The 24,608-nt window shown below is 61.9% G+C and carries 18 protein-coding genes and 1 pseudogene; 11 read left to right on the top strand and 8 right to left on the bottom strand.

Annotated features, from left to right (window positions below; genetic code table 11):
• Nucleotides 1–55: 55 nt before the first annotated feature.
• The 3 genes from ACK5NW_RS10125 to polA all read right to left on the bottom strand — a co-directional run bounded on the left by ACK5NW_RS10125 (nt 56) and on the right by polA (nt 5,475).
• The gene (locus ACK5NW_RS10125; protein WP_416927633.1) at nt 56–1,033 is read right to left on the bottom strand and encodes a GMP reductase; all 978 of its coding nucleotides are present in this window, start codon (nt 1,031–1,033) and stop codon (nt 56–58) included.
• A gap of 508 nt (nt 1,034–1,541) precedes the next feature.
• Nucleotides 1,542–2,543 carry an NADP-dependent oxidoreductase gene (locus tag ACK5NW_RS10120; RefSeq protein WP_416927631.1) on the bottom strand — a complete coding sequence of 334 codons (1,002 nt, stop codon included), beginning with the start codon at nt 2,541–2,543 and terminating at the stop codon, nt 1,542–1,544.
• Nucleotides 2,544–2,658: 115 nt separating this feature from the next.
• Nucleotides 2,659–5,475, bottom strand: a complete 2,817-nt coding sequence (polA, locus tag ACK5NW_RS10115) for a DNA polymerase I (protein ID WP_416927629.1) — start codon at nt 5,473–5,475, stop codon at nt 2,659–2,661.
• Nucleotides 5,476–5,618: 143 nt separating this feature from the next.
• On the opposite strand from polA, the gene ACK5NW_RS10110 reads away from it, so the two are divergent.
• From ACK5NW_RS10110 to ACK5NW_RS10100, 3 genes are read left to right on the top strand one after another with little or no spacing between them, the layout of a single operon-like run.
• Complete coding sequence (locus ACK5NW_RS10110; RefSeq protein WP_416927627.1) at nt 5,619–6,038, top strand: hypothetical protein; 420 nt, start codon at nt 5,619–5,621, stop codon at nt 6,036–6,038.
• Between the two features lie 11 nt (nt 6,039–6,049).
• Nucleotides 6,050–7,063: a homoserine kinase gene (locus tag ACK5NW_RS10105; RefSeq protein WP_416927625.1), complete on the top strand. Its 1,014-nt coding sequence runs from the start codon at nt 6,050–6,052 to the stop codon at nt 7,061–7,063.
• Complete coding sequence (locus ACK5NW_RS10100) at nt 7,060–7,887, top strand: BPSS1780 family membrane protein (RefSeq protein ID WP_416927623.1); 828 nt, start codon at nt 7,060–7,062, stop codon at nt 7,885–7,887. The genes ACK5NW_RS10105 and ACK5NW_RS10100 overlap by 4 nt, the downstream gene beginning before the upstream one ends.
• Nucleotides 7,888–7,968: 81 nt before the next feature.
• On the opposite strand, the gene ACK5NW_RS10095 is transcribed toward ACK5NW_RS10100, so the two are convergent.
• Complete coding sequence (locus tag ACK5NW_RS10095) at nt 7,969–10,359, bottom strand: UvrD-helicase domain-containing protein (protein ID WP_416927621.1); 2,391 nt, start codon at nt 10,357–10,359, stop codon at nt 7,969–7,971.
• A 134-nt stretch (nt 10,360–10,493) separates the two neighbouring features.
• Here ACK5NW_RS10095 and ACK5NW_RS10090 point away from each other — a divergent pair, with 134 nt between their 5' ends.
• Nucleotides 10,494–11,666 (top strand): asparaginase, encoded by a 1,173-nt coding sequence (locus ACK5NW_RS10090; protein ID WP_416927619.1) that lies wholly within the window; start codon nt 10,494–10,496, stop codon nt 11,664–11,666.
• 111 nt (nt 11,667–11,777) lie between these two features.
• A complete protein-coding gene (locus ACK5NW_RS10085; RefSeq protein WP_416927641.1) occupies nt 11,778–12,866 on the top strand; it encodes a phospholipase in 1,089 nt (362 codons plus the stop codon).
• Nucleotides 12,867–12,890: 24 nt separating this feature from the next.
• Here ACK5NW_RS10085 and ACK5NW_RS10080 read toward each other — a convergent pair whose 3' ends face one another.
• On the bottom strand, nt 12,891–13,958 hold the full coding sequence (locus ACK5NW_RS10080; RefSeq protein ID WP_416927617.1) for a quinone-dependent dihydroorotate dehydrogenase: 1,068 nt from the start codon (nt 13,956–13,958) through the stop codon (nt 12,891–12,893).
• Nucleotides 13,959–14,015: 57 nt separating this feature from the next.
• Between ACK5NW_RS10080 and rpiA the strand changes: the two genes are divergently transcribed.
• Entirely contained in the window at nt 14,016–14,690 is a 675-nt protein-coding gene (rpiA, locus tag ACK5NW_RS10075) for a ribose-5-phosphate isomerase RpiA (RefSeq protein ID WP_416927639.1), read from the top strand.
• Entirely contained in the window at nt 14,683–15,291 is a 609-nt protein-coding gene (locus tag ACK5NW_RS10070; protein WP_416927615.1) for a hypothetical protein, read from the top strand. Before rpiA ends, ACK5NW_RS10070 begins: the two co-directional genes overlap by 8 nt.
• Nucleotide 15,292: 1 nt before the next feature.
• On the opposite strand, the gene ACK5NW_RS10065 is transcribed toward ACK5NW_RS10070, so the two are convergent.
• Nucleotides 15,293–15,763, bottom strand: a complete 471-nt coding sequence (locus ACK5NW_RS10065) for a DUF192 domain-containing protein (RefSeq protein ID WP_416927613.1) — start codon at nt 15,761–15,763, stop codon at nt 15,293–15,295.
• A gap of 371 nt (nt 15,764–16,134) precedes the next feature.
• On the opposite strand from ACK5NW_RS10065, the gene icd reads away from it, so the two are divergent.
• Nucleotides 16,135–17,388 carry an NADP-dependent isocitrate dehydrogenase gene (icd, locus tag ACK5NW_RS10060; protein ID WP_416927611.1) on the top strand — a complete coding sequence of 418 codons (1,254 nt, stop codon included), beginning with the start codon at nt 16,135–16,137 and terminating at the stop codon, nt 17,386–17,388.
• Between the two features lie 220 nt (nt 17,389–17,608).
• Here icd and ACK5NW_RS10055 read toward each other — a convergent pair.
• Nucleotides 17,609–17,809 (bottom strand): annotated as a pseudogene (locus tag ACK5NW_RS10055) (cold-shock protein); the annotation flags it as partial.
• Between the two features lie 180 nt (nt 17,810–17,989).
• Here ACK5NW_RS10055 and clpS point away from each other — a divergent pair.
• Nucleotides 17,990–18,367, top strand: a complete 378-nt coding sequence (clpS, locus tag ACK5NW_RS10050) for an ATP-dependent Clp protease adapter ClpS (RefSeq protein WP_416927609.1) — start codon at nt 17,990–17,992, stop codon at nt 18,365–18,367.
• Nucleotides 18,368–18,487: 120 nt separating this feature from the next.
• A complete protein-coding gene (gene clpA, locus ACK5NW_RS10045; RefSeq protein ID WP_416927607.1) occupies nt 18,488–20,833 on the top strand; it encodes an ATP-dependent Clp protease ATP-binding subunit ClpA in 2,346 nt (781 codons plus the stop codon).
• 120 nt (nt 20,834–20,953) lie between these two features.
• On the opposite strand, the gene ACK5NW_RS10040 is transcribed toward clpA, so the two are convergent.
• On the bottom strand, nt 20,954–22,513 hold the full coding sequence (locus tag ACK5NW_RS10040; protein ID WP_416927605.1) for an ArnT family glycosyltransferase: 1,560 nt from the start codon (nt 22,511–22,513) through the stop codon (nt 20,954–20,956).
• A gap of 430 nt (nt 22,514–22,943) precedes the next feature.
• Here ACK5NW_RS10040 and sbcB point away from each other — a divergent pair, with 430 nt between their 5' ends.
• Nucleotides 22,944–24,398 carry an exodeoxyribonuclease I gene (sbcB, locus tag ACK5NW_RS10035; protein WP_416927603.1) on the top strand — a complete coding sequence of 485 codons (1,455 nt, stop codon included), beginning with the start codon at nt 22,944–22,946 and terminating at the stop codon, nt 24,396–24,398.
• Nucleotides 24,399–24,608 lie beyond the last annotated feature (210 nt).

The following is a 24,608-nucleotide window of genomic DNA, read 5'->3' as shown; positions in this document are numbered from 1 at the left end:
TAGCTGTTGACGCAAGTGCAGCAAGCGCCAGAGGCTGTTTTCTTATATAAAATACTTACATCAACAAATGCTCGCCCGCGTTGTCGCCGCCCAGAATGACGTAGTTCACGCGGCGGATGTCCAGCAGTTGTGTGCCCCCGGCGTAGCTGATGGAGCTTTGCACGTCCTGCGTCATTTCGGCCAGGGTGTCGGCCAGCCTGCCTTTGATTGGCTCCAGAATGCGCTTGCCTTCGACGTGGCGGTACTCGCCCTTGTTGAAGTCGCTGGCCGAGCCGTAATACTCTTTGAAGCGCTCGCCATCGACTTCCACCGTGCGGCCAGGCGATTCTTCATGGCCCGCGAACAGCGAGCCGATCATCACCAGGGTGGCCCCAAAGCGGATGCTCTTGGCGATGTCGCCGTGGCTGCGGATACCGCCGTCGGCAACGATGGGCTTGGTGGCCACGCGCGAGCACCACTTCAGCGCGCTGAGTTGCCAGCCGCCAGTGCCAAAGCCGGTTTTGAGCTTGGTGATGCACACCTTGCCCGGGCCCACGCCAACCTTGGTGGCGTCGGCCCCCCAGTTTTCCAGATCGATCACCGCCTCGGGTGTGGCCACGTTGCCGGCAATCACAAAGCTGCCGGGCAGCCTGGCCTTGATGTGGGCGATCATGGCCCGCACCGTGTCGGCGTGGCCGTGGGCGATGTCGATGGTGATGTATTCCGGCACCAGCCCTTGGGCGGCCAGCGTGTCCACGGTGGCTGCGTCGTGGGCCTTGACGCCCAGCGAGATCGACGCGTACAGCCCCTTGGCCTGCATGGCGCGCACAAAGGCCACGTTGTCCAGATCGAACCGGTGCATGACGTAGAAGAAACCGTGCTCGGCCAGCCAGGCGCAGATTGGCTCGTCCACCACTGTCTTCATGTTGGAAGGCACGACGGGCAACTTGAAACGCCGAGGGCCGAACTGGATGCTGGTGTCGCATTCGCTGCGGCTTTGCACGCGGCATTGGCGTGGCAGCAGCAGCACTTGGTCGTAGTCGAAGATTTCCATGCGAGGCCAAGCTCCATTCAACCTAGATCCGGCAGTTGGACGCGCCCGATGGTGCTGTGATCGGCGTGCCAGGCAACGCCGCATGGCGCGCCGAGTGCAGTGCCAGTGGGTGCGGTACGCCTTGACTTCCAAGGTGAGCTTGGGAAAAGGCAAAAAGTTGTGTATTCATGCGGCTTTCAAGATAGACACAAGCGGTCAACTGCTGGATCTAGTGTCCTGAGTTGTAAGTGCGTTGAAATGAAAAATCTGCCGAAATCGGCACCAGGCAAGGCGCAAAACGCAACGATACCGGGCGGTATCACGAGGCTTTGCAACGCCGCATGGTGCCCGATTTTCGGTGGATTTTTTCAACGAATTTGCAATTCAGGACACTAGGTTCAAGGATTTGAGGACAAGGCGCTTGGCCTGGATGCCGGTTTGGCGTGCACGGTGCAGCGGACACAAAAAACCGGGCCAGAAAATCTTGGGCCCGGTGGTTGATTTTAGTGTCAGCAAGCGGGGTATGTTTTCAGCGAATTTTCACCACCACTTTGCCCTTGGCGCGGCCTGTTTCCAGATAGGCCATGGCTTCGGCGGTCTGATCAAACGGGAACACCTTGTCGATCACGGGGTGTATCGCGCCGCTTTCGATCAGGGCGGTGAGTTGCCGCAGTTGATCGCCCTGCGGCTGCATGAACAAAAAGGTGTATTCAAGGCCCGCGCGCCGCGCGCCAGCGCGTACCCGGTAGCTCCGCGCCCACATGATGAATTGCAAAAATGGGTTCAACCCGGCCTGGCGCGCAAAGGCCGGATCGGGCGGGCCAGAGATGGAAATGGCCGTGCCGCCGCGCTTCAAGATGGACAGCGATTGCGCCAGCGAAGCGGCGTCTTGGCTCATCAGGGCGACGTCGTAGTCTTTCAGGGTGGCAGAAAAGTCATCTTTGCGGTAATCAAAAACGGCATCGGCACCCAGCCGCATCAGCTTCTCAGAGCTGGCCGCCCCCGCGGTGGTGGCCACGCTGGCACCCAGGTGCTTGGCCAGTTGTATGGCCACCGTGCCCACGCCGCCCGATCCGGCCTGGATGAACACGCGCTGGCCGGGCTGCACCTTGGCGATCGCGTTGAATGCCTGCCAGGCGGTCAGTGCCACCAGCGGAAGCGAGGCCGCTTCTTCCATGCTGAGGTTTTGAGGTTTTCGCGCCAGATAGCGGGCGTCTGCCACAACGCGCTCGGCGAACGTGCCCATGCGGCTGGGCGGCAGGCAGCCGTACACCGCATCGCCGGGCTGAAACTGGGTGACGCGCGCGCCAGTTTTGAGCACCACGCCCGCCATGTCCTGACCCAGAATGAGCGGCATGGCGTGAGGGAAGATCATCTTGAACGCACCAGATTTGATCTTCGCATCGAGCTGGTTCAAGCTGGCGGCGTGAACGTCGATCAGTACATCGTTGTCGCCCATGGCTGGCTCTGGGCGATCGCCAAAGCGCAGTGGACTGTGTTTGCCGTAATGCTCAAAGAAGAATGCTTTCATGGGTAGGGCGCATGGGTGGAGATGACAGAAGCTGTACGCCTGATGGGTGCAGGCACAAAGCGGCAGATTTGATAGGTTTTATGAAGCGGCAGGAAAACGCTGGAGCTGCTGCCCGTCAGTGGGCCTGCTCCCAATTAGGCCCTGCGCCCACCTCGGCCAGCAGCGGCACTTTAAGCTCGGCCACGCCCGCCATCAGTCGCGGCACTTCGGTGCGCACCCAGTCCAGCTCGGCTGTGGGCACTTCCAGCACCAGCTCGTCGTGCACCTGCATGACCATGCGGCTGGCGCGCTGCTGCGCGGTAATGGCTTGTTGCACGGCCAGCATGCTCATCTTGATGAGGTCGGCGGCGGTGCCCTGCATGGGCGCGTTGATGGCGGCGCGTTCGGCCCCCGCGCGGCGCGGGCCGTTGGGGCTGTTGATTTCGGGCAGCACCAGGCGACGGCCAAACACGGTTTCAACGTAGCCTTTGCTTTTGGCTGCTTCACGCGTGTCGTCCATGTACTGCTTGACGCCGGGGTAACGCTCGAAGTAGCGCTGGATGTAGTTTTTGGCCGCTGTGTTGTCTATCCCTAAATTGCGCGCCAGGCCAAAGGCACTCATGCCGTAGATCAGGCCAAAGTTGATCACCTTGGCGTAGCGGCGCTGCTCGCTGCTGACTTGATCGGGGGCCACGCCAAACACCTCGGCGGCGGTGGCGCGGTGCACGTCCTGCCCGTCGGTAAAGGCTTTGAGCAGCGCGGCATCGCCCGACAGGTGGGCCATGATGCGCAGCTCGATCTGGCTGTAGTCGGCGCTGACGATCAACTGGCCCGGTGGGGCGATGAAGGCCTCGCGCACGCGACGGCCTTCGGCGGTGCGGATGGGAATGTTTTGCAAATTGGGGTCGTTGCTGGCCAGCCGCCCCGTTACCGCCACGGCTTGCGCGTAGTGCGTGTGCACGCGGCGCGTGACAGGGTTGACCATGTGCGGCAGCTTGTCGGTGTAGGTGCTTTTGAGTTTGGCCAGGCCGCGGTGCTCCAGAATGCGGGCGGGCAGGGGGTAGTCTTCGGCCAGCTTTTCCAGCACTTCTTCGTCGGTGCTGGGCTTGCCGGTGGCGGTTTTTTTGACCACGGGCAGGCCCAGCTTGGCAAAGAATATTTCACCAATTTGCTTGGGTGAACCCAGGTTGAAGGGCTGGCCCGCCAGATCGTGCGCCTCTTGTTCCAGCGCCAGAATGCGCTGGCCCAGCGCATGGCTTTGTGCGGCCAGCGCGGGCGTGTCGATCAGCACGCCGTGGCGTTCAATGGCAAACAGCACTTCGCTGGTGGCAATTTCCAGCGCGTAGATGCAGGCCAAGCCGGTGTCGGCCTGGATGCGTGGCCATAGGGCCAGGTGCACGTCCAGCGTCTGGTCGGCGTCTTCGCAGGCGTAGAAAGCGGCCTTGTCCAGCGGCACCTGCGCAAATGGAATCTGGTGTACGCCTTTGCCGCACAGGTCTTCGTAGCTGACGCCGCTGCGGCCCAGGTGGCGCTCGGCCAGGCTGGCCAGCCCGTGCGGGCGGTGCACTTCCAGCACGTAGCTTTGCAGCAGGGTGTCGTGCACGTAGCCCGCCACTTGCACGCCGTGGTTGGCGAACACGTGGCGGTCGTACTTGATGTGCTGGCCCAGCTTGGGTTGGGCGGCGTCTTCCAGCCAGGGCTTGAGCCGCGCCAGCACTTCATCGAGCGGCAGTTGGGTGGGCGCATCAGGCCCTTCGTGCGCCAGCGGCAGGTAAGCCGCTTGGCCCGGCTGGATGCTGAACGAGATGCCGACTAAGCGCGCCTGCATCTCGTCGAGTGAGGTGGTTTCGGTGTCCAGCGCGGTCAGCTCGGCAGCCTGGATGCGCGCCAGCCAGCGGTCAAAAGCGGCCCAGTCAAGGATGGTGTCGTAGTCCCGCCGCGCACCGGCGTGCGAAGCGACCGGGGTGTCGTCAAACAGCGCGCCTGAAGCGGCAGGCGCGGCTTTTGATTGGGCTGGTGTTGCGCCTTCGCCCGCCAGTGATTTGGCCAGTGTTTTGAAACCGAATTTTTGATAAAAATTGGCTGCAGCGCTGTTGTCAGTTGCGCGAACAGCTATTGAATCAAGAGCGGGAAAGCCTTCCATGTGCGCCGCCAAATCACAATCGGTGCGGATGCGCAACAAGTCGCGCCCGGTGGCCAGCCAGGGCAAGGCTTTGCGCAGGTTTTGACCCGCTACGCCTTTGATCTGATCGGCCTGGGCGACGATGGCGTCCAGCGTGCCATGTTCGTTCAACCACTTGGCGGCGGTTTTGGGGCCGACTTTTTCCACGCCGGGCACGTTGTCCACGGCGTCGCCCATCAAGGTCTGGTAGTCCAGCATTTGCGCGGCGGTGACGCCAAATTCGGCCTGCACGCCTGTCAGGTCGCGGCGCTTGCCACTCATGGGGTCGATGATGCTGATGTGTGGCGTGACCAGTTGCGCCAAGTCCTTGTCGCCGCTGGAAATGACCACGTTCAGCCCCTGCGCTGCGCCAGTGTGCGCCAGCGTGCCAATCACGTCGTCGGCCTCCACGCCGGGCACCGACAGCACTTTCCAGCCCAGCAGGGCCACCACTTCGTGGATGGGGGCAATCTGGCTGCGCAAATCATCCGGCATGGGGGCGCGGTTGGCCTTGTATTCGGGGTAAATGTCGTCGCGGAAGGTGGGGCCAGAGGCGTCGAACACGCAGGCGATATAGGGCGCGTCGGGATAGTCTTTACGCAGTGCGGTCAGCATGTTGATCATGCCGCGAATGGCCCCGGTGGGCTGGCTGGCGGGGTCGGCCGGGTCGGCGCGCAAATCGGGCATGGCATGAAATGCGCGGTACAGATAGCTGGAGCCGTCCACCAGCAGCAAAGTGGGGCGGGTGCTGCCTGTGGAGGTGGAGGGCTGGTCAGGGGGAGTGTTGGTCATGGCGGCCATTGTGCACGTCACGGTTGTGCACGCCACGGGACAGTCGGATGACGACAGGGGCTGCGCCATGCGCCGTCAGCCATCTTGTTACAGGCAGGCTGTTTTCTGTGTCTGTTTTCGGGGCGGCGCACTAGAATGCGCTTATGCGTGCACATCTTTTCCCTCGCGTTTTTCCTCGTGTTTTGCTGGCAGCCATGGGGCTGGGCGTCAGCGTGTCGATCATGGCCCAGTCTTCTGCGGTGACGCCCGCAGTACCCGCTGTGACACCGGTTGACGCGCCCGCTGCGGTGCCAGCCGCAGCGCCTTCCGGTGGCGGCGCGATCATGCGGGAAGAAACCAGGCTGGACGGCAGTACGCAGAAGATCGAGCGCATCCACATCGAAGATGACCGTGTGCAGGTGGACGAAGTGCGCTCGGGCGGCGAAACCGACAGCATCACCGTCAAGCCCAAGGCCAACGTACCGGCCTACGACGTACAGCCGGTGGACATGACGCGCCCGCAAGTGCCTGAAGGCGTGCCCGGCGGCGCGGGCCAGCGCACCTGGAAAGTCCTCAGCTTTTAATTTTTTCAATCATGGCGGTGTACACCGAAGTCGGCTTCGACGAAGCCGCGAAGCTGCTCGGCACGTTGGGCCTGGGCGCACTGACCGATTTGCGTGGCATTGAAGGCGGCATTGAAAATACCAACTACTTTGCCACCACCGATCAGGGTGAGTGGGTGTTGACGCTGTTTGAGCGCCTGACGCACGCGCAATTGCCGTTTTACCTGCACCTGATGAAGCACCTGGCCCAGCACGGCGTGCCAGTGCCCGATCCGCAGGCCAAGGCCGAAGGCATTCGCGTCGACCCAGGTGAAGACGACATTTTGCACACCCTGTGCGGCAAACCCGCCGCCGTGGTCAACCGCTTGTGCGGCCAAAGCGTGCTGGCACCCGGTGCGGCGCACTGCGCGGCGGTGGGTCAGACGCTGGCGCGCGCACACCTGGCCGCGCGCGACTACGCCTTGCACCAGCCCAATTTGCGCGGGCTGGCCTGGTGGAACGAGACAGTGCCCCAGGTGCTGCCTCATCTGTCGAGCGAACAGGCCGCGTTGCTGACGGCTGAGCTGGCGTTTCAAAACCACACGGCGGCCAGCGCCGCCTATGCCGCTTTGCCACGCGGTGCGGTGCATGCTGATTTGTTTCGCGACAACGTGATGTTTGTCGGCACGCCGCAGCAGCCTGAGCTGTCGGGCTTTTTTGATTTTTACTTTGCCGGTGTCGACACGTGGCTGTTCGATCTGGCGGTGGCCCTGAACGACTGGGCCATTGACTGGCGCAGCGGGCAGGCCGATGCCGCACGCACCCAAGCGCTGCTGGATGCGTACCAGGCTGTGCGCCCCTTCACTGATGCCGAGCGCCGCTTGCTGCCTGCCATGCTGCGCGCGGGCGCGTTCAGGTTCTGGCTGTCGCGGCTGTGGGACTGGCACTTGCCGCGCGAGGCCAGCATGCTGGTGCCGCACGATCCCACCCACTTCGAGCGCGTGCTGCGCCAGCGCATCGCCGCGCCTTTAAATGTGATGCACGCGCTGCACACCGTGCCTGCATGAAGCTGCGCATCGTCCCCGCCCGCACGGGCCTGCAATGGGTGCGCGAAGGCTTGCGTGTGTTGATGCGCGCGCCATTGGCCTTGAGTGGCCTGTTTTTCATGGTGATTGCCGCCACTGTGGTGCTGGCGGTGATTCCGGTGGTGGGCACTGCGCTGGCGCTGCTGGTGGTGCCAGCGGCCACGGTGGCGCTGATGAGCGCGTCTGAGCAGGCCAGCCAAGGCCGCTTTCCCATGCCCAAAACCTTGCTGGTGGCCTTTCAGCAATCGGCCCGCCAGACGCGCGCCATGCTGGTGCTGGGGGCCATTTATGCCGGTGCAGTGGTGTTGATTGCTTTGTTTTCCATGGCGATGGACGACGGCCAACTGACGCAGTTGCTGACCAAATACGAAGGGCGCATCACGCCTGAGCTGATGGCCGATCCGGCCCTGCAACCAGCAGCGCGGGCGGCTCTCCAGCGCATGGTGTGGTCCACCTTGCTTTACGTGCCGGTATCGGTGCTGTTGTGGCACGCGCCTGCGCTGGTGCACTGGCATGGCGTGTCGGTGGGCAAAAGCCTGTTTTTCAGTGCCGTGGCCGTGCTGCGCAACGCCTCGGCCTTTTTGATGTATGGCATCGGATGGGTGGGGCTGACCTTTGCGGGCTGGCTGCTGCTGATGTCGCTGGCGGGCCTGTTCGGCAACCTGGGTCTGGCGCTCAACGGCATGCTGCCGCTGGCGCTGCTGATCGGTACAGCGTTCTATGCCTCGCTGTGGTTCACCTTCAAAGACAGCTTTGAAGGGGCGGGCTATGGGCCATCGAGTTTCAAAGGTCTGGCTGGTCTTTAGCGTTTGCCAGATATACCTTGTGCGCCATCCTTTGTGCGCCATCAATAGGATGGCAAAGATCAATGTTGGACGCGCCGCTGCTCAAACCACCGTGAGCTTGGCCACGGCCAGCGCCAGCCATTTGGTGCCGTGGCGCGGAAAGTGCACTTGCGCGCGCGCATCGTCGCCGCTGCCTTCCACGGCCAGCACGCGCCCTTCGCCAAACTTGTTATGAAACACCTGCGCGTTCACGGCGATGCCGTGTGCGGGTTCTTTTCTGGGCGTTGCGGCGGGGGGCGTGCGCACCATCTCGGGATAGATGGCGCTGCGCCCCCAGGCCGGTTGCAGCCGGGCGGCCGAGGTGGGGGCGGACAATTGCCCAAAGCCTGTGTGGCGTGGGCTGAGCCATTTCAATGCGCCTTCAGGCAGCTCTTCCAGAAAGCGGCTGCGCACGTGGTAGCGTGTTTGTCCGTGCAGCATGCGGGTTTGCGCATGGCTTAAATACAGGCGCTGGCGCGCGCGGGTAATGGCCACATACATCAGGCGGCGTTCTTCTTCCAGACCATCGTGGTCGGACAGGGCGTTTTCGTGCGGGAACAAGCCTTCTTCCAACCCAGTGATGAACACCGCGTCAAACTCCAGCCCCTTGCTGGCGTGCACGGTCATCAACTGCACGGCGTCTTGTCCGGCCTGGGCCTGGTTGTCGCCCGCTTCCAGTGCGGCGTGGGTCAGAAAGGCCGCCAGCGGGCTGAGGGTTTCGCCGGTCTGGGCATCGACTTGCAGCGGCTCATCCACCAAGGGCGCGTTCGGCTCCAGGCCCTGACTGACCGGGCTTTGTGCAAGTGCAGCGGTTTCGTCCACCGGCAAGGCCACGGCGTCGCGGCCAAAGCCTTCCTGGGTGACAAAGCTTTCGGCGGCGCTGGCCAGCTCTTGCAGGTTTTCGATGCGGTCAGCGCCTTCGCGCTCGCTGCGGTAGTGCTCGATCAGGCCGCTGGCATCCAGCATCAGCTCGATGATGTCGCGCAACGTCTTGCCTTCGGTTTGCTCGCGCAGCACGTCGATGCTGGCCACAAAGGCGGCCAGATTGGCACCCGCCTTGCCTGCCACATGCGGCACGGCATCGACCAGGGCCACATCGGCGGCGCGGGCGGCGTCTTGTAAATGTTCAAGGCTGCGTGCGCCAATGCCGCGCGGCGGAAAGTTGATTACGCGCAAAAAACTGGTGTCGTCGCGTGGGTTTTCCAGCAGGCGCAGATAGGCCAGGGCGTGCTTGATTTCGGCGCGTTCAAAAAAGCGCAGTCCGCCGTACACGCGGTAAGGCACGCCGGCATTGAACAATTGCGTTTCAATTACCCGGCTTTGTGCATTGCTGCGGTACAGCACGGCGATCTGGCTGCGCTCCAGCCCATCGCCTTTGACGAGCTGACGCAGCTCATCGACCACCCATTCGGCCTCGGCGAAGTCGGTGGGTGCTTCCAGCACCTTGACGGGTTCGCCCGCGCCTTGGGCGGTGCGCAGGTTTTTGCCCAGGCGGCGCTGGTTGTGGCTAATAAGGGCGTTGGCCGAATCCAGAATGTGGCTGTGGCTGCGGTAGTTTTCTTCCAGCTTGATTTGGTGCCGCACCTGAAATTCGCGCACGAAGTCGGCCATGTTGCCCACGCGCGCACCGCGAAAGGCGTAGATGCTCTGGTCGTCATCGCCCACGGCCATGACGGCACCGCCGCGGCCGTTTTCAAGGCTGCCTTCTGCGGGCAGACCGGCAATCAGCTTGATCCATGCGTATTGCAGCCGGTTGGTGTCTTGAAACTCGTCGATCAACAGGTGGCGAAAGCGCCGCCGGTAGTGCAGGCGCAGCGCTTCGTGATCGCGCAGCAGCTCGTAGCTGCGCAGCATCAGCTCGCCAAAATCAACCACGCCTTCGCGTTGGCACTGGTTGTCATAAAGCTGGTAGATCTCGGCTTTTTTTCGGCTGTCGGCATCACGCACTTCGACATCTGCCGGGCGCAGACCATCTTCTTTGCAACCCGCAATGAACCACTGCAACTGCTTGGGTGGAAAGCGTTCATCGTCGATGCCGTGTTGCTTGACCAGGCGCTTGATGGCCGACAGTTGATCTTGCGCGTCCAGAATCTGAAACGCCTGCGGCAATTGCGCCAGTTGGTAATGCGCACGCAAGAAGCGGTTGCACAGGCCGTGGAAGGTGCCGATCCACATGCCGCGCACGTTCAGCGGCAGCATGGCGGTCAGGCGCGCCGTCATCTCCTTGGCGGCCTTGTTGGTAAAGGTGACCGCCAGCACACCGCCGGGCGAGACTTGGCCGGTTTGCAGCAGCCAGGCAATGCGGGTGGTGAGCACGCGGGTCTTGCCCGAACCCGCCCCGGCCAGAATCAACGCAGCCTCGGGCGGCAAGGTGACGGCGGCGCGCTGCTCGGGGTTCAGCCCGTCCAGCAAAGGCGAAGGGGCGACGGGTGGTCTTTCATGGTGGGCAGGCATCGCCGGATTGTAGGCAGCGGCAGGCGGCGGGTTGGGCAAAGGCAGAGGGCCTGGCGATGTTTTTCGGTTGCCCGCTTTGGGATAACGGGCGGTCAGTTTTATGATGGCTCCCCCAACAACTTCGAGTACCTCACATGACTTTGACCGCCCGTTCTCTGAGCGCCCGTTTTTATTGTCCCGGCCGTGGCTGGAGCGCGCTGGCTCTGGCCATCAGCCTGTCGCTGGGCGCATGCGCGCAGTCGCCCACACAGCAAAGCGCCGCAGCGCCCGTGACCACAGCCGCTGCGGCGGCACCTGCCGCTGCGGCGGCCACCCCCGGTCTGCGCAACGTGGTGGTGCTGGCCACCGGCGGCACCATTGCCGGTGCTGGTGCTTCGGCCATGAACAGCGCCACCTACAGCGCCGCCAAGGTGCCGGTCGACAAACTGCTGGCGGGGTTGCCTGAGCTGTCCAAGGTGGCCAACGTTCGTGGCGAGCAGGTGTTCCAGATCGCCTCGGAAAGCTTTACCAACGACCACCTGCTGCAACTGGCTAAACGCGTGTCGGCGCTGTCCAAACAGGACGACGTGGACGGCATCGTCATCACCCACGGCACCGACACGCTGGCTGAAACCGCTTATTTTTTGAGCCTGACGGTGCACACCGCCAAACCCATTGTGGTGGTAGGTTCCATGCGGCCAGGCACCGCGCTGTCGGCCGACGGCGCGCTGAACCTGACCGACGCCGTGAGCGTGGCCGCTGCCCAGGACGCCGAAGGCAAGGGGGTGCTGGTGACCATGAACGACGAAATCCAAAGCGGGCGCGATGTCAACAAGGACATCAACATCAAGACCAGCGCCTTCGTCAGCCAGTGGGGGCCGCTGGGCATGGTGGTGGAAGGGCGCAATTACTGGTTCCGTGCGCCCATCAAGCGCCACACCATGAACTCGGAATTCAACATCGACAGCATCGACAAACTGCCCGACGTGCCGATCGTCTATGGCTACGGCAACGTCTCGCGCGTGCCGGTGGACGCGCTGGTGGCCAGTGGTGCCAAGGCCATCGTGCATGCGGGCACGGGCAATGGCTCGGTGGCCAAGCACATGGTGCCCGCGCTGCAAGCAGCGCGCAGCAAAGGCCTGCTGGTGGTGCGTGCGGCGCGCGTGCCTTATGGCTTTGTGCTGCGCAATGCCGAGCAGCCTGACGACAAGCACGACTGGGTGGTGGCGCATGACATGCGCCCCGAAAAAGCCCGCCTGCTGACCATGCTGGCCCTCACAAAACCCAACAGCACCAAAGAGCTGCAACGCATGTTCTGGGAATATTGATGCGTACCTAACGCACGCTATGGGCGCACACCGGGTTCAGGCTTGGCCTGACCCGGTTTTTTTGCGCCAGTGCATGCCAGGTGCAGCCTGCTACGCTGTCGGCCCATGTCTTTGCCTGCCCTGAACATTTACGCTGGCTCGCTGGCACGTCGCCATATCGAGCAGCACGGTTTGCGTCCGGCCGATGTGGGGGTTATTCCAGCCGCTGCCGGTGGCCCCAAGGGCTTGATTTTGGGGCCGCTGGACCGCTTTGTTTTTGGCCAGTGGCTGGTGCGCAGCGCGCAACCGGTGGATCTGGTGGGGGCCAGCATTGGCGCTTGGCGCATGGCCGCGGCGTGCATGGCGGATCCGGTGGCGGCTTTTCAGGCGCTGGAAATCGGCTACATCCACGGCGACATGACAGCGCCGCCAGGGCGCAAGCTGCCTGCGCCCGCGCAGGTCAGTGCCGCCTTCGCGCAAAATCTGCGCACCATGTTTGAGGGGCAGGTGCCCGCTTTGCTGGCGCACCGGCGCTATCGGCTGCATGTGCTGGCTTCGCGTGGCCGCCACGTGCTGTTGGGGCGCGAAAGGTGGGCGCGCACGGCAGTGGGCTATCTGGGCGCGGCGCTGACCAACGCCGTCAGCCGACGCGCCATGGGGCACTGGCTGGAGCGGGTGGTGTTTTCGCGCGCCGATACGGCAGGTCAACCCGCACCGTTGCCTTTTGCCACTCAGGACTACCTCACGCGGCAGGTGCTGCTCACGGCTGAAAATTTTTATCTGGCACTGCAAGCCAGTGGCTCCATTCCGTTCGTGTTGCAAGCGGTGCACGACATTGCGGGTGCGCCGCCGGGCGCGTATTGGGATGGTGGCATCACCGATTACCACCTGCACCTGCACTACACCACTTCAAAAAAATCACCGTTGGTGTTGTACCCGCACTTTCAGCAGGCGGTGGTGCCCGGCTGGCTGGACAAACCGTGGCGTCGCCGCCACCGCGCCACGGCAGCGCTGGACGCCATGTTGCTGCTGGCACCCAGCCCGGACTGGGTGCGCACATTGCCCGGTGGCAAGCTGCCTGACCGCACGGATTTTCAGCGCCTGAGCCACCCTGAACGTGTGCTCGCCTGGGCGTCTGCCGTCAGTGCCGCGCAGCAGTTGGCCGATGAGTTTGCCGACTGGCTGGTGCGGCCCGATCTGGCGCGGGTGCAGGTGTTGTGATGTGGTGAGAGTAAAAGGGCTGGATCATCGCCGCATTGCGCGCAAGGCCGCAGCCGCTTCGTGCACCAGTGCAGGCCCACGGTAAATCAGGCCGGTGTAGATTTGCACCGCGTTGGCACCGGCTTCGATTTTGGCCACGGCGTCGGCCCCGCTCAAAATACCACCCACGCCGATGATGGGGTAGTCAGCGCCCAGCGCGGCGCGCAGCGCACGGATCACGCGATTGCTGGCTTCGCGCACTGGTGCACCCGACAGGCCACCGGCCTCATTCGCATGCGGCAGGCCCTGCACGGCCTCGCGCGACAAAGTGGTGTTGGTAGCGATCACGCCTTCAATGGCATGCTGATGCAGGGCGTCGGCAATAGCCTGAATTTGCACATCGTTCAGGTCGGGGGCGATCTTGAGAAATAGCGGCACTTGCTTGCCGTGCTGTTCGGCCAATTCGGCCTGGCGTGACTTCAGGGCTGCAAGCAGGGTATGAAGCGCAGTGTCGCTTTGCAGATCGCGCAGATTTTGGGTGTTGGGGCTGGAGATGTTGACCGTGACGTAATCGGCATAGGGGTACACACCGGCCAGCGCACACAGGTAATCATCGGTGGCGCGCTCGATGGGGGTGGTGGCGTTTTTGCCGATGTTCAAGCCTAAAACAGGGCTTTCATACCCGTCAGACAATCGTTTTTTGCTATAAAAACGAGAGTTTTTGACGTGACTCACGAATGCTGGTAGCCCGTCGTTGTTAAAACCCATGCGGTTGATCAATGCCTGGCGTGCGGGCAGGCGAAACATGCGTGGTTTTGGGTTGCCGGGCTGCGCCAGTGGGGTGACGGTGCCCACTTCGACAAAGCCAAAACCCATAGCGGCCAGGCCGTCGATGGCGCGGGCGTTTTTGTCCAGCCCGGCGGCCAAACCAACGCGGTTGGGCAGCTTCAGGCCCGCCAGTTCCAGCGGGTCACTGACGCAGGGATTGCGCCACGCCCATTGCAGTGGCGTGCCTGCACCGTGGGCCAGCATGTTGATGGTGTGCTCGTGCGCTGCTTCAGGATCGAGGTGAAAGAGAAAGGGTCGTGCCAGACCGTAGGGAAACAACGCCATTGGATAATAATGTGTGCCGATTGAAAACTTGAGCAGGAATTGTCGCAAATGACGCAGATGCGCCAAGACGAGTTGAAAGCCATGGTGGGCCGCGCGGCGCTGGATTACGTGGTGGCGGGCGAGATCGTGGGCGTGGGCACCGGCTCGACGGTGAACCATTTCATCGACGCGCTGGCTGGCATCAAGGATCGTATTGCGGGCGCGGTCAGCTCGTCCGAGGCGTCCACCGCCAGATTGCGGGCGCTGGGCATTGCGGTATTTGACTGCAATGCGGTGGGCGAGATCGCGGTCTATATCGACGGTGCGGACGAGATCGATGGCAGCGGCTGCTTGGTCAAAGGCGGGGGTGCCGCGCTCACGCGCGAAAAGATTGTGGCCGCGCAATCGCGCCAGTTTGTCTGTATTGCCGACGAATCCAAGCGCGTGCCGGTGCTGGGCCGGTTTCCGCTGCCGGTGGAGGTGATTCCCATGGCCGCGCAGCGCATCGTGCGCCAGTTCAGCACTCTGGGAGGTCAGGCCACGCTGCGAATGAAGGACGGGCAGCCGCTGGTGACCGACAACGGCCAGCACATTCTGGATGTGCGCGGCCTGCACATCACCGACCCGCTGGCCTTTGAAAACGGCGTCAACCAATGGCCCGGCGTGGTTACCGTGGGCGTGTTTGCGCACCAGAAGGCGCAAATCGTCTTGCTGGGCACCGCTGCGGGTGTTGAAACCGTGCGCTTTGACTGATTTTCGACCGATCGAAGAGCGCAACAGTCGCTGGGGCGAGCGCGCCGTGCTCACCGCGCTGCTGCGCGACATGGCGCTGGCGGGCGTGGCCGCCGTGCTGTGGGTGGGCGTGCAGGCCATGCGCGGCCCGCAACAAGAGCCTGAGTTGCCCAGCGTGCGCGTGAGCAAGCTGCTGCCCGGCAGCTTCATCACCGTGGACGCACCCGTGCGGCCAAGGGGCGCGCCTGCGGCTTTGAAGCTGAAGCTGCTGGTGCTGCGCCAACCCGACGGTTTGGTGCGTGGCTACTTCCTTCCGGCAGAGCAGGGCAGGGCCATGGTGCCCGTGGCCGGCTCTTTGGTTGGTGGCGTGCCCTGCGACGACTTTGCGCCCGACTTTACGGCCCAGGACATCGGTTGCAGGCAAGCCCGCCCCGGCTTTGAATTTGCCCTGCGCCACCGCTGGGCGCTGGATGGCCGCGCGCTCACCCCTGGAACTCCTGCGCTGCTGGCTGTCTGTGGCCATGAAGTGGCGGGGGATTGGGCGCTGGAGGCTGACTTGCGTTGTAACTCCCTCTCTCACTCCGGATATGGAATTCACATTTCGAGGGCAAGGTCAAAGTGATTTATGGCGCAGCGCCAAAAATCGACCCTTGCAGCTTGATCCCGGCCTTTAAGTGGCGTTGCGCAAACCAGCCCTGGTTCATTTCCAGCACGTAGCGCACTGGCTTGGCAGAGCAGTGGCTGCTTTCATCCAGCGGCTTCATGTCGGCCAGATTGACGATGGTGCCGTCATCGGCAACGAAAGCGGCGGTCAGCGGGATCAGGGTGTTCTTCATCCAAAAGCACTGCACGCCGGGTTGTTCAAACACGAACAGCATGCCTTCGTGCGCGAGCATGTTTTGGCGGTGCATCAAGCCTATCTGGCGCTGTGCGGGGGTGGCAGCCACTTGCGCTTCGATGCGGTGCATGCCTGCATTCAGGGCGACGCGCTGTAAATCGAGCTGAGGCAAACCACTGGAAGCGAGTTGGGCCATCACGGGCAGAGCGGCTGCGGCGCAGGCCAGGGCAAAGAGGGTGCGGCGAAAGATTTTCATTCGGACGGAACAAGATGGTGGCGCTCAATGGCAGGCATTGTCGCCCACGCAGTGTATGACCATGGCGTGGCCTCAACGTAGTCTCCGTTAGAGCGTGTTCAAAGTCTCAGCGTGAGGGGTGTGGGATGCGGATCGGGATGGGCTGCAAGGCTCAAACCGCAGCGATACCTGGCGGTATCGCGAGGATTTGCAACGCAGCAGACCGCCCGGAGCCGCGCCCACACACCCGCGCAGAGACTGTGAACACGCTCTTAGAGCCTGTGCGGTACCAAGTGCGAAGCTAGAATGAAAGTTCATCATTGGCCCACTGCAGGCTCGTTGGCCGAGTTCAATGGCCGCAGGTTTCCCAGTCATTACCGGAGACTCATCACATGTATCAGCACATCAAAGTGCCTGAGGGTGGTCAAAAGATCACCGTCAATCCCGATTTTTCGTTGAGTGTGCCCGACAACCCTGTCGTGCCTTATATCGAAGGCGACGGCACGGGCTTGGACATCACACCAGTGATGATCAAGGTGGTGGATGCGGCGGTGGAAAAGGCGTACGGCGGCCAACGCAAGATTCACTGGATGGAGGTGTACGCGGGCGAAAAGTCGACCCGCATTTACGGGCCAGATGTATGGTTGCCTGAAGAGACTTTGCAGGTGCTCAAGGACTACGTGGTATCGATCAAGGGACCGCTGACCACGCCCGTGGGCGGCGGCATCCGTTCGCTGAACGTGGCTTTGCGGCAAGAGCTTGATTTGTACGTGTGCCTGCGTCCGGTGCAGTATTTCAAGGGCGTGCCCTCACCGCTGAAAGCGCCGGAGAAGGTCAATATGGTGATCTTCCGAGAGAACTCGGAAGACATTTACGCAGGCATCGAGTGGGAAGCCCAAAGCGACAAAGCACGCCAGTTGATCAGGTTTTTGACCGACGAGATGGGGGTGAAGAAAATTCGCTTTCCGCAAACGTCGGGCATTGGGGTCAAACCTGTGTCCATTGAGGGCACTGAGCGCCTGGTGCGCAAGGCCATTCAATACGCTATCGACAACGACAAACCCAGCGTGACCCTGGTGCACAAGGGCAACATCATGAAGTACACCGAGGGGGGATTTCGCGACTGGGGCTATGCGCTGGCGCAGCGTGAGTTTGGGGCCGAACTGATGGACGGCGGGCCGTGGTGCAAGTTCAAAAATCCCAAGACGGGCAAAGACATCGTCATCAAGGATTCGATTGCCGACGCCTTTTTGCAGCAGATTCTGCTGCGCCCAGCCGAATATTCGGTGATTGCCACTTTGAACCTGAATGGCGACTACATTTCTGACGCGCTGGCCGCGCAGGTCGGCGGCATTGGCATCGCTCCCGGTGCTAACTTGAGTGATTCAGTGGCCTGCTTTGAAGCCACCCACGGCACCGCACCCAAATATGCGGGTAAGGACTACGTCAACCCCGGCTCTGAAATTCTTTCGGCTGAAATGATGCTGCGCCACATGGGCTGGACAGAAGCAGCGGACAAAATCATCGCGTCGATGGAGGCGGCCATCCAGAGCAAGAAGGTGACGTACGATTTTGCGCGCCTGATGGACGGTGCCACGCAGGTGAGCTGCTCAGGCTTTGGGCAGGTAATGATTACCCAGATGTAAATGCCAGGCCAAGTGGCTGCGCAGGGCTTGAGTTCCGCAATTTAAGCGCCACATGAGTTCGGTCACGTGCACAAAAAAGCCCGGGCGTTCCGGGCTTTTTTGTGCGGTGAAGGCGGTGTACGTGTTTCAGACTGCCTGAAGATCAGTGCGCCAGTGGTGCCTGGTCGCTGGCTTGCGGGGCGGCAGATGCCATCTCTTCAGCGCCTGGGTTGCTGCCAGTGGCGGCCTTGATGTGCAAAGCCAGTAGACCTTTTGGCCCCTCATTCACTTCATAGCTCACGCGTGCGCCTTCTTTCAGTGTTTTGAAGCCATCCATGTCGATGGCTGAAAAATGCGCAAACACGTCGGGTCCACCATCGTCGGGCTGGATAAATCCGAACCCTTTGAGATCGTTGAACCACTTGACCGTACCGTTGGACATGAACCTCTCCTTATTCAATTTCCTCATCAAATGCTAGACAGAGTGTGCGGCATGAGATCAGGGCTTGTCAACAAATCGAGGTTTTGTGTTTGTCAATCTGTCGGCGGCATGAGGCTTTGGGTGGCTGAATGTCGGTGCGTGCTGGTTAACGGCGGCGTCAAGACATGAGAGGTCGATAGAATGGATTTCATGGCAACTTCACCTCCCAAATTACCATCCAAGCCCAGCGGCCCTGCCATGCCTGTGCATCGGCCGGATGATGGCGGTGAGGTGGTGCTTGAGCGGGTGCCGCTTAAAGTTAAACCGCCGCAGATGCATCAGGTGATCATGCTCAACGACGATTTCACGCCGATGGAGTTCGTGGTGGTGGTGATTCAGCAGTTTTTTGGCAAAGACCTCGAAACGGCCACGCAGATCATGCTCAAGATCCACATCGATGGCAAAGCCGTTTGCGGCGTGTATTCACGCGATGTGGCCGTCACCAAGATCGATCAGGTGATGGATGCCGCCCAGCAGGCCGGCCACCCGCTGCAATGCGTGAGTGAGCCAGCCGAATGAGGCAAAAACCAGTTTCAAACGCTTTGAGTCGGGGCATTGAAGACCGCCCCAATTCGCCCCATATGTGATGATTGAAGCCATGCGGCCTTTGTAAGCCCATGGCATGAAGGAAGGACCAACATGATTGCCCAGGAACTGGAAGTCAGCCTGCACATGGCCTTTGTCGAGGCCAGACAGCAGCGCCACGAATTCATCACCGTCGAGCACCTACTGCTGGCGCTGTTGGACAACCCCAGCGCGGCCGAGGTGCTGCGCGCTTGCGCGGCCGATATTGATGATTTGCGCAAGTCGCTGACCCACTTCATCAAAGACAACACGCCCCAGGTGGCAGGCACCGATGAGGTTGATACGCAGCCCACGTTGGGCTTTCAGCGCGTGATCCAGCGCGCCATCATGCACGTGCAGAGCACCGGCAATGGCAAAAAGGAAGTCACGGGTGCCAACGTGCTGGTTGCCATCTTCGGCGAAAAGGACTCGCACGCCGTGTACTACCTGCACCAGCAGGGCGTGACGCGCCTGGACGTGGTGAACTTCATCGCCCACGGCATTCGCAAGAGCGATCCGCCCGACGCTTCAAAGTCGGCGCAAGAGCAGCAAGGCGCAAATGCAGGCGAGGGGGGCGAAGCTGAGGCCAGCGAAAAAAGCGAGAAAGCCTCGCCGCTGGAGCAGTTCACCGTGAATCTCAATCAGAACGCCAAAGACGGCAAGATCGATCCGCTGATCGGGCGCGATTACGAGGTCGAGCGCACCATTCAAATCCTGTGTCGTAGGCGCAAGAACAACCCCTTGCTGGTGGGCGAAGCCGGTGTGGGCAAAACCGCCATCGCCGAGGGGCTGGCCTGGCGCATCACTGAAGGCAACGTGCCCGAGGTGCTGACGGACGCCGTGGTGTATGCGCTGGACATGGGTGCGCTGCTGGCAGGCACCAAGTACCGGGGCGATTTTGAGCAGCGGCTCAAAGGCGTGCTCAAGGGGCTGAAAGACAAGTCCGGTGCTATTTTGTTCATCGATGAAATCCACACCTTGATTGGCGCGGGCGCGGCCTCGGGCGGCACGCTGGATGCGTCCAACCTGCTCAAGCCCGCGTTGTCCAGCGGTCAACTCAAGTGCATTGGGGCCACCACGTTCACCGAATACCGCGGTATTTTTGAAAAAGATGCGGCGCTGTCGCGGCGCTTTCAAAAAGTGGATGTGGTCGAACCCACCGTGCCCGAAACGGTGGACATTCTCAAGGGACTGAAAAGCCGCTTTGAAGAACACCACAGCGTCAAGTACGGTCTGGCCGCCCTGCAAGCGGCGGCAGAGTTGTCGGCCAAGTACATCACCGACCGGCACTTGCCCGACAAGGCCATCGATGTGATCGACGAAGCCGGCGCGGCCCAGCGCATCGCTTTGGCCAGCAAGCGCAAGAAAACCATTGGTAAGCACGAGATTGAAGAAATCGTGGCCAAGATCGCGCGCATTCCCCCCGCCAGCGTCAGCAACGACGACCGCAGCAAGCTGCAAACGCTGGAGCGCGATCTGAAAAGTGTGGTGTTTGGCCAGGACAAGGCGCTGGAAGTACTGGCCGCTGCCGTCAAGATGGCGCGCTCTGGCCTGGGGCGGGGCGATAAGCCGATTGGTTCCTTTTTGTTCAGCGGCCCCACAGGTGTCGGCAAAACCGAAGCGGCCAAACAACTGGCCTACATCATGGGGGTGGAGCTGACGCGCTTCGATATGTCGGAATACATGGAGCGCCATGCCGTCAGCCGCCTGATTGGCGCGCCGCCAGGCTACGTGGGGTTCGACCAGGGCGGTTTGCTGACCGAGGCGGTCACCAAAAAGCCGCATTGCGTGTTGTTGCTGGACGAGATCGAAAAAGCCCACCCCGACATCTTCAACGTGCTGTTGCAGGTCATGGACCATGGCACGCTGACCGACAACAACGGGCGCAAGGCTGATTTTCGCAACGTCATCATCATCATGACGACCAATGCTGGTGCCGAGACCATGAACAAGGCCACCATTGGCTTCACCAACCCGCGCCAGGCGGGCGACGAGATGGCCGACATCAAGCGCCTGTTCACGCCCGAGTTTCGCAACCGGCTGGACGCCATCGTCAGCTTCAAGCCGCTGGACGAGCAGGTCATCCTGCGTGTGGTCGACAAGTTCTTGCTTCAGCTTGAGCAGCAATTGGCTGAAAAGAAGGTGGAAGTCACCTTCACCGACACACTGCGCAAAATGCTGGCCAAAAAAGGCTTTGATCCGCTGATGGGCGCGCGCCCTATGCAGCGCTTGATTCAGGACACCATCCGCAAGGCGCTGGCTGACGAGTTGCTGTTTGGCCGTCTGACCGATGGCGGTCGGCTGGAAGTCGATCTGGACGATAAGGATGAAGTGCAGCTCGACATCGCGCCGCTGCCCAAGAAAGAACGCTCCAAAGGCGTCGAGCCATCGGCACCTGAAGAAGAAGTGGCGGCAGACTAAAGCCTAAAAACCTGCACCCTCACAACCCGCAGCACAGGCTGCGGTTTTTTTATGCGGAGCAGGCGGAGAATTTCAGGTGCCCCCGCCAAGATGCGCCTGTCTTGATGCTCGGCGAAGCGTTCATCGCGCTGGCGGTTGCCAGTAGAAGTGCAGTGTCAGCGGTTCGGCGTCTGCGCGCGCCCAGCGAAGCGGCACACCAGTTTGCCGCACGGTGGTGACATTGGCACCGATGGTCTGGGCACCTGCCCACCAGGCGTCGGGTACCGGGCGTTCCACCGCCACCACCAGCACGCCCGTGCCGTCTTGCACTGCTTTGTCCACCGCTGTGCGCACACAGGCTGGAGCTGTGCTCAGGATGAAGTTGCAGTAACTGACCTGGGCCTTGGGGAAAACGATGCGCAGGTTGCCCGCACCTGTGTGGTGACTGGCCACGATGGGGGCCTGGCCGTCATAACCTGCGGCACGCAAGGTGGTGGCCATGCCTTCGATGTCCCAGTTGAAGCGGTCAGCCCGGTTGCGAAGGCGCGCATCCACCCAGCAATCGAGCAGCACGCCCACCGACAGAATGACGGCCATCAGCAACGCCGCTCCCGCGCTGCGCCGAACGCCGCGGCGCTGCTGGCCCAGCCATGGGCGTAGCGAGAACGCGGTCAGCGGCACCACGCACAGCAAAGGGTGCAGCCAGCGCCCTTCAAAGTTGGTGGTGCCCACCAAAAAAACCATGGACAGCAAGCCTACATAAATGATGGCGAAGTAGCGCCGCCAAAATGGCGCTGCCCACGGCAATGCGGGCGCATCGTTTGGGGCAGGTGGGTGCGTATCGCGCCAGGCACGCTTGCCAAAGGCCCACCACACTACCAACGCAAACGGTACTGCCCCGGCCAGGCTCAGGCGAAAGATGTCCCAAAGGCCGTTGACCATGCCTGCCAGGGTGGAGACCTCAGGGTCGCCATACATCTTGTCCAGCGTGGCACTGCTGGCTTCGTGCCAGTGCGTCAAAACCCAACTGGCGTGTGGGGCCACCACCAGAAAACCCACCAGTGGCGCCAGCCACCAGCCGCGCGAGAGCAGGGCGCGGCGCGGCGCGGGCAGTGACAGCGCTGCACCCACCGTCGCCACGATGACCAGTAAATAGCTGTATTTCGACAGCATGCCCAGCCCCATCACCAAACCAAGCCAGACAAATCCTGCGCGATCAGGCTGGCGGATTTGCCGCAGCAGCAACCACCAACTGGCGGCCACCAGGCAAGTCAGCAGCACCGTGTGTGTCAGATCGCGCAGCACCTGCCATTCAAATCCCGGCAGCCACCACAGGCTGATGGCCACCAGCCAGGCGGTGGACTCGGGCATCAATTGCCGCGCGGCCTGCGCCATGAACCAGAAGGTCAGCACCATCAGCGTGAATTTCAGCAGCGCCAGCGCCAGCGCCGTGGGGCCAAACACCTGGTTCACGCCCCATTGAATCCAGGTGTACAGCGGCGGCTGGGGGCCGTAGCCCAAGGCAAGTTCTTGGCTCCACACCAGCTGCTCGGCCTGATCCCACATCACGGCAGGCGATATGGCCACGCGCCCGGCGAACCCGACCATGCCCCAAACCAGCAGCCACAGCAACGGCGAGCGCAGCCAGCGGTGCGGCGCTGGGCGATCAAGCCAAGAGGCGGAAGACGAAACCGGGCGCATTCAACAAGCAATCAACGTGGTTGCCGCTTCAAGTCAATGTGCTGAAAGCGGTCATGGCAACCTCAAATGGGGCCTTGGCTTTGATGATACGGTCCAGTCCACGCCAGACCAAACGCACCAGATCAAATATCGGTGTGCATCACTCGACGCGTTGTATAACCCTCTAAGAGCGTGCTCAAAGTCTCTGCGCGGGTGTGTGGGCGCGGCCTCGGGCGGTCTGCTGCGTTGCAAATCCTCGCGATACCGCCAGGTATCGCTGCGGTTTGCGCCTTGCGCCTTGCAGCCCATCCCGATCCGCATCCCACACCCCTGACGCTGAGACGTTGAACACGCTCTAAGCCAAGCATTTCTCCTGCCTTCTGTCCACGTCATACCAGCCACTATCAGCGTGTGGCTCGTGGTCGATCACCGTTTTCGCCTTCACATCCTCATGCTCCCCACTTTTGTCTGGCACGACTACGAAACCTTTGGCGTTAACCCCCGGCGCGACCGGCCCGCGCAGTTTGCGGCCATCCGCACCGATGCCGATCTGAACGAGGTGGGTCAGCCCACCATGCTGTATTGCCATCCTGCCGTCGATGTGCTGCCTGAACCTGAGGCGTGCCTGATCACCGGCATCACCCCGCAAGAATGCAGGGACAAAGGTCTGCCCGAGCACCAGTTTGCCGCGCGTGTGCAGGCGCTGCTGGCCGAGCCAGGCACCATCGGCGTGGGCTACAACTCGATCCGCTTTGACGACGAAGTCACCCGATTCATGCTGTGGCGCAACCTGCGCGACCCTTATGCGCGCGAATGGCAAAACGATTGTGGCCGCTGGGATTTGCTGGACGTGGTGCGCGCGGCCTACGCGCTGCGCCCTGAAGGCATCGAATGGCCCACCGGTGATGATGGTTTGCCCAGCTTTCGGCTGGAAAAACTCAGCGCTGCCAACGGCCTGACGCATGACCATGCGCATGATGCGCTGTCCGACGTGCGCGCCACCATCGCGTTGGCACGCCTGTTGCGCCAGCGGCAGCCCAAGCTGTTCGACTTTTGCCTGCAACTGCGCAAAAAAGAGCGCGTGGCGCACGAGTTGGGCCTGCCCACCACGCTGGCAGATGCCAGACCGTTTTTGCACGTCAGCGGCATGTTTGGTGCCGCGGGTGGTTGCATCGCCGTCATGTGGCCACTGGCCATGCACCCCACCAACAAGAACGAATTGCTGGCCTGGGACTTGGCCGCCGACCCGACCGAGCTGGCCGATCTGACGCCCGATCAGGTGCGCCAGCGTCTGTTCACACCCACAGCCGATCTGCCCGACGGCATGGCGCGCTTGCCCATCAAAGGCGTGCACCTGAACAAATCGCCCATCGTCGTCAGCCACCTGAAAACCCTGCGGCCTGAGCTGGCCGAGCGTTGGGGCATCGACATGGCCCAGGCTGCACGCCATGCTGAAAAGTTGCGCGCGCTGCCCGATTTGAGCGCGCTGTGGCCGCAGGTGTACGCTCGCCCCGCTGGGCAAACCGTGCCCGACGTGGACGAAGACCTGTACGGCGGCTTTGTCGGTAACGCCGACCGGCGTCGGCTGGAAGCGCTGCTCAAACTCAACCCGCAAGAACTGGCGGCCGAGCGCACCGGCTTTGATGACGAGCGCCTGCCCGAGCTGCTGCTGCGCTACCGCGCTCGCAATTTCCCGGACACCCTGTCGACTGAAGAGGCGCAATGCTGGCAGGCCCACCGCGCTGCCCGCCTGCTGCGCGGTGAGGGCGGCGCTTTGAGCGTGCAAGCCTTTTTTGACCGCATCGACACTCTGGCCGAAAGCCACGCCGACGACGATCGTGCCCACACCGTGCTGCAGGCTCTGTATGAATGGGGCGAAGACATGGCGTCGGATTTGTCGGAATAAGCGATATTTTTTCAGAGCAGGTAAGGATGTAGTGCATGCTCAGCAGCTTGCGTGCTCAGTTCATATACGGCATCTACCCCGACCAACCGAGTGCCGTGTAGCTGCGCAGGAAAGAGCGGCCATCCTCAGCTATCAGACACCCGCGGCTTCATGGGTGGGCAAGAAGCTGACTCTGGCCTGGGTAGAGATCAGACTGTTTCACCCGACACG

The organism is Ottowia sp., assembly GCF_047975795.1.
Taxonomy (GTDB): Bacteria; Pseudomonadota; Gammaproteobacteria; order Burkholderiales; family Burkholderiaceae_C; genus Ottowia.
Note: the sequence above shows the minus strand (reverse complement) of the source record. Positions and strands in the feature narration are given on the sequence as shown.

Excerpts from the sequence above, each read along its gene's own strand:
- ACK5NW_RS10120 (WP_416927631.1), bottom strand. The coding sequence starts at position 2,543 with ATGAAAGCATTCTTCTTTGAGCATTACGGCAAACACAGTCCACTGCGC.
- ACK5NW_RS10110 (WP_416927627.1), top strand. The coding sequence starts at position 5,619 with ATGCGTGCACATCTTTTCCCTCGCGTTTTTCCTCGTGTTTTGCTGGCA.
- polA (WP_416927629.1), bottom strand. The coding sequence starts at position 5,475 with ATGACCAACACTCCCCCTGACCAGCCCTCCACCTCCACAGGCAGCACC.
- ACK5NW_RS10095 (WP_416927621.1), bottom strand. The coding sequence starts at position 10,359 with ATGCCTGCCCACCATGAAAGACCACCCGTCGCCCCTTCGCCTTTGCTG.
- clpA (WP_416927607.1), top strand. The coding sequence starts at position 18,488 with ATGATTGCCCAGGAACTGGAAGTCAGCCTGCACATGGCCTTTGTCGAG.
- sbcB (WP_416927603.1), top strand. The coding sequence starts at position 22,944 with ATGCTCCCCACTTTTGTCTGGCACGACTACGAAACCTTTGGCGTTAAC.
- clpS (WP_416927609.1), top strand. The coding sequence starts at position 17,990 with ATGGATTTCATGGCAACTTCACCTCCCAAATTACCATCCAAGCCCAGC.
- icd (WP_416927611.1), top strand. The coding sequence starts at position 16,135 with ATGTATCAGCACATCAAAGTGCCTGAGGGTGGTCAAAAGATCACCGTC.
- ACK5NW_RS10105 (WP_416927625.1), top strand. The coding sequence starts at position 6,050 with ATGGCGGTGTACACCGAAGTCGGCTTCGACGAAGCCGCGAAGCTGCTC.
- ACK5NW_RS10080 (WP_416927617.1), bottom strand. The coding sequence starts at position 13,958 with ATGGCGTTGTTTCCCTACGGTCTGGCACGACCCTTTCTCTTTCACCTC.
- ACK5NW_RS10065 (WP_416927613.1), bottom strand. The coding sequence starts at position 15,763 with ATGAAAATCTTTCGCCGCACCCTCTTTGCCCTGGCCTGCGCCGCAGCC.
- rpiA (WP_416927639.1), top strand. The coding sequence starts at position 14,016 with ATGCGCCAAGACGAGTTGAAAGCCATGGTGGGCCGCGCGGCGCTGGAT.
- ACK5NW_RS10040 (WP_416927605.1), bottom strand. The coding sequence starts at position 22,513 with ATGCGCCCGGTTTCGTCTTCCGCCTCTTGGCTTGATCGCCCAGCGCCG.
- ACK5NW_RS10100 (WP_416927623.1), top strand. The coding sequence starts at position 7,060 with ATGAAGCTGCGCATCGTCCCCGCCCGCACGGGCCTGCAATGGGTGCGC.
- ACK5NW_RS10090 (WP_416927619.1), top strand. The coding sequence starts at position 10,494 with ATGACTTTGACCGCCCGTTCTCTGAGCGCCCGTTTTTATTGTCCCGGC.
- ACK5NW_RS10125 (WP_416927633.1), bottom strand. The coding sequence starts at position 1,033 with ATGGAAATCTTCGACTACGACCAAGTGCTGCTGCTGCCACGCCAATGC.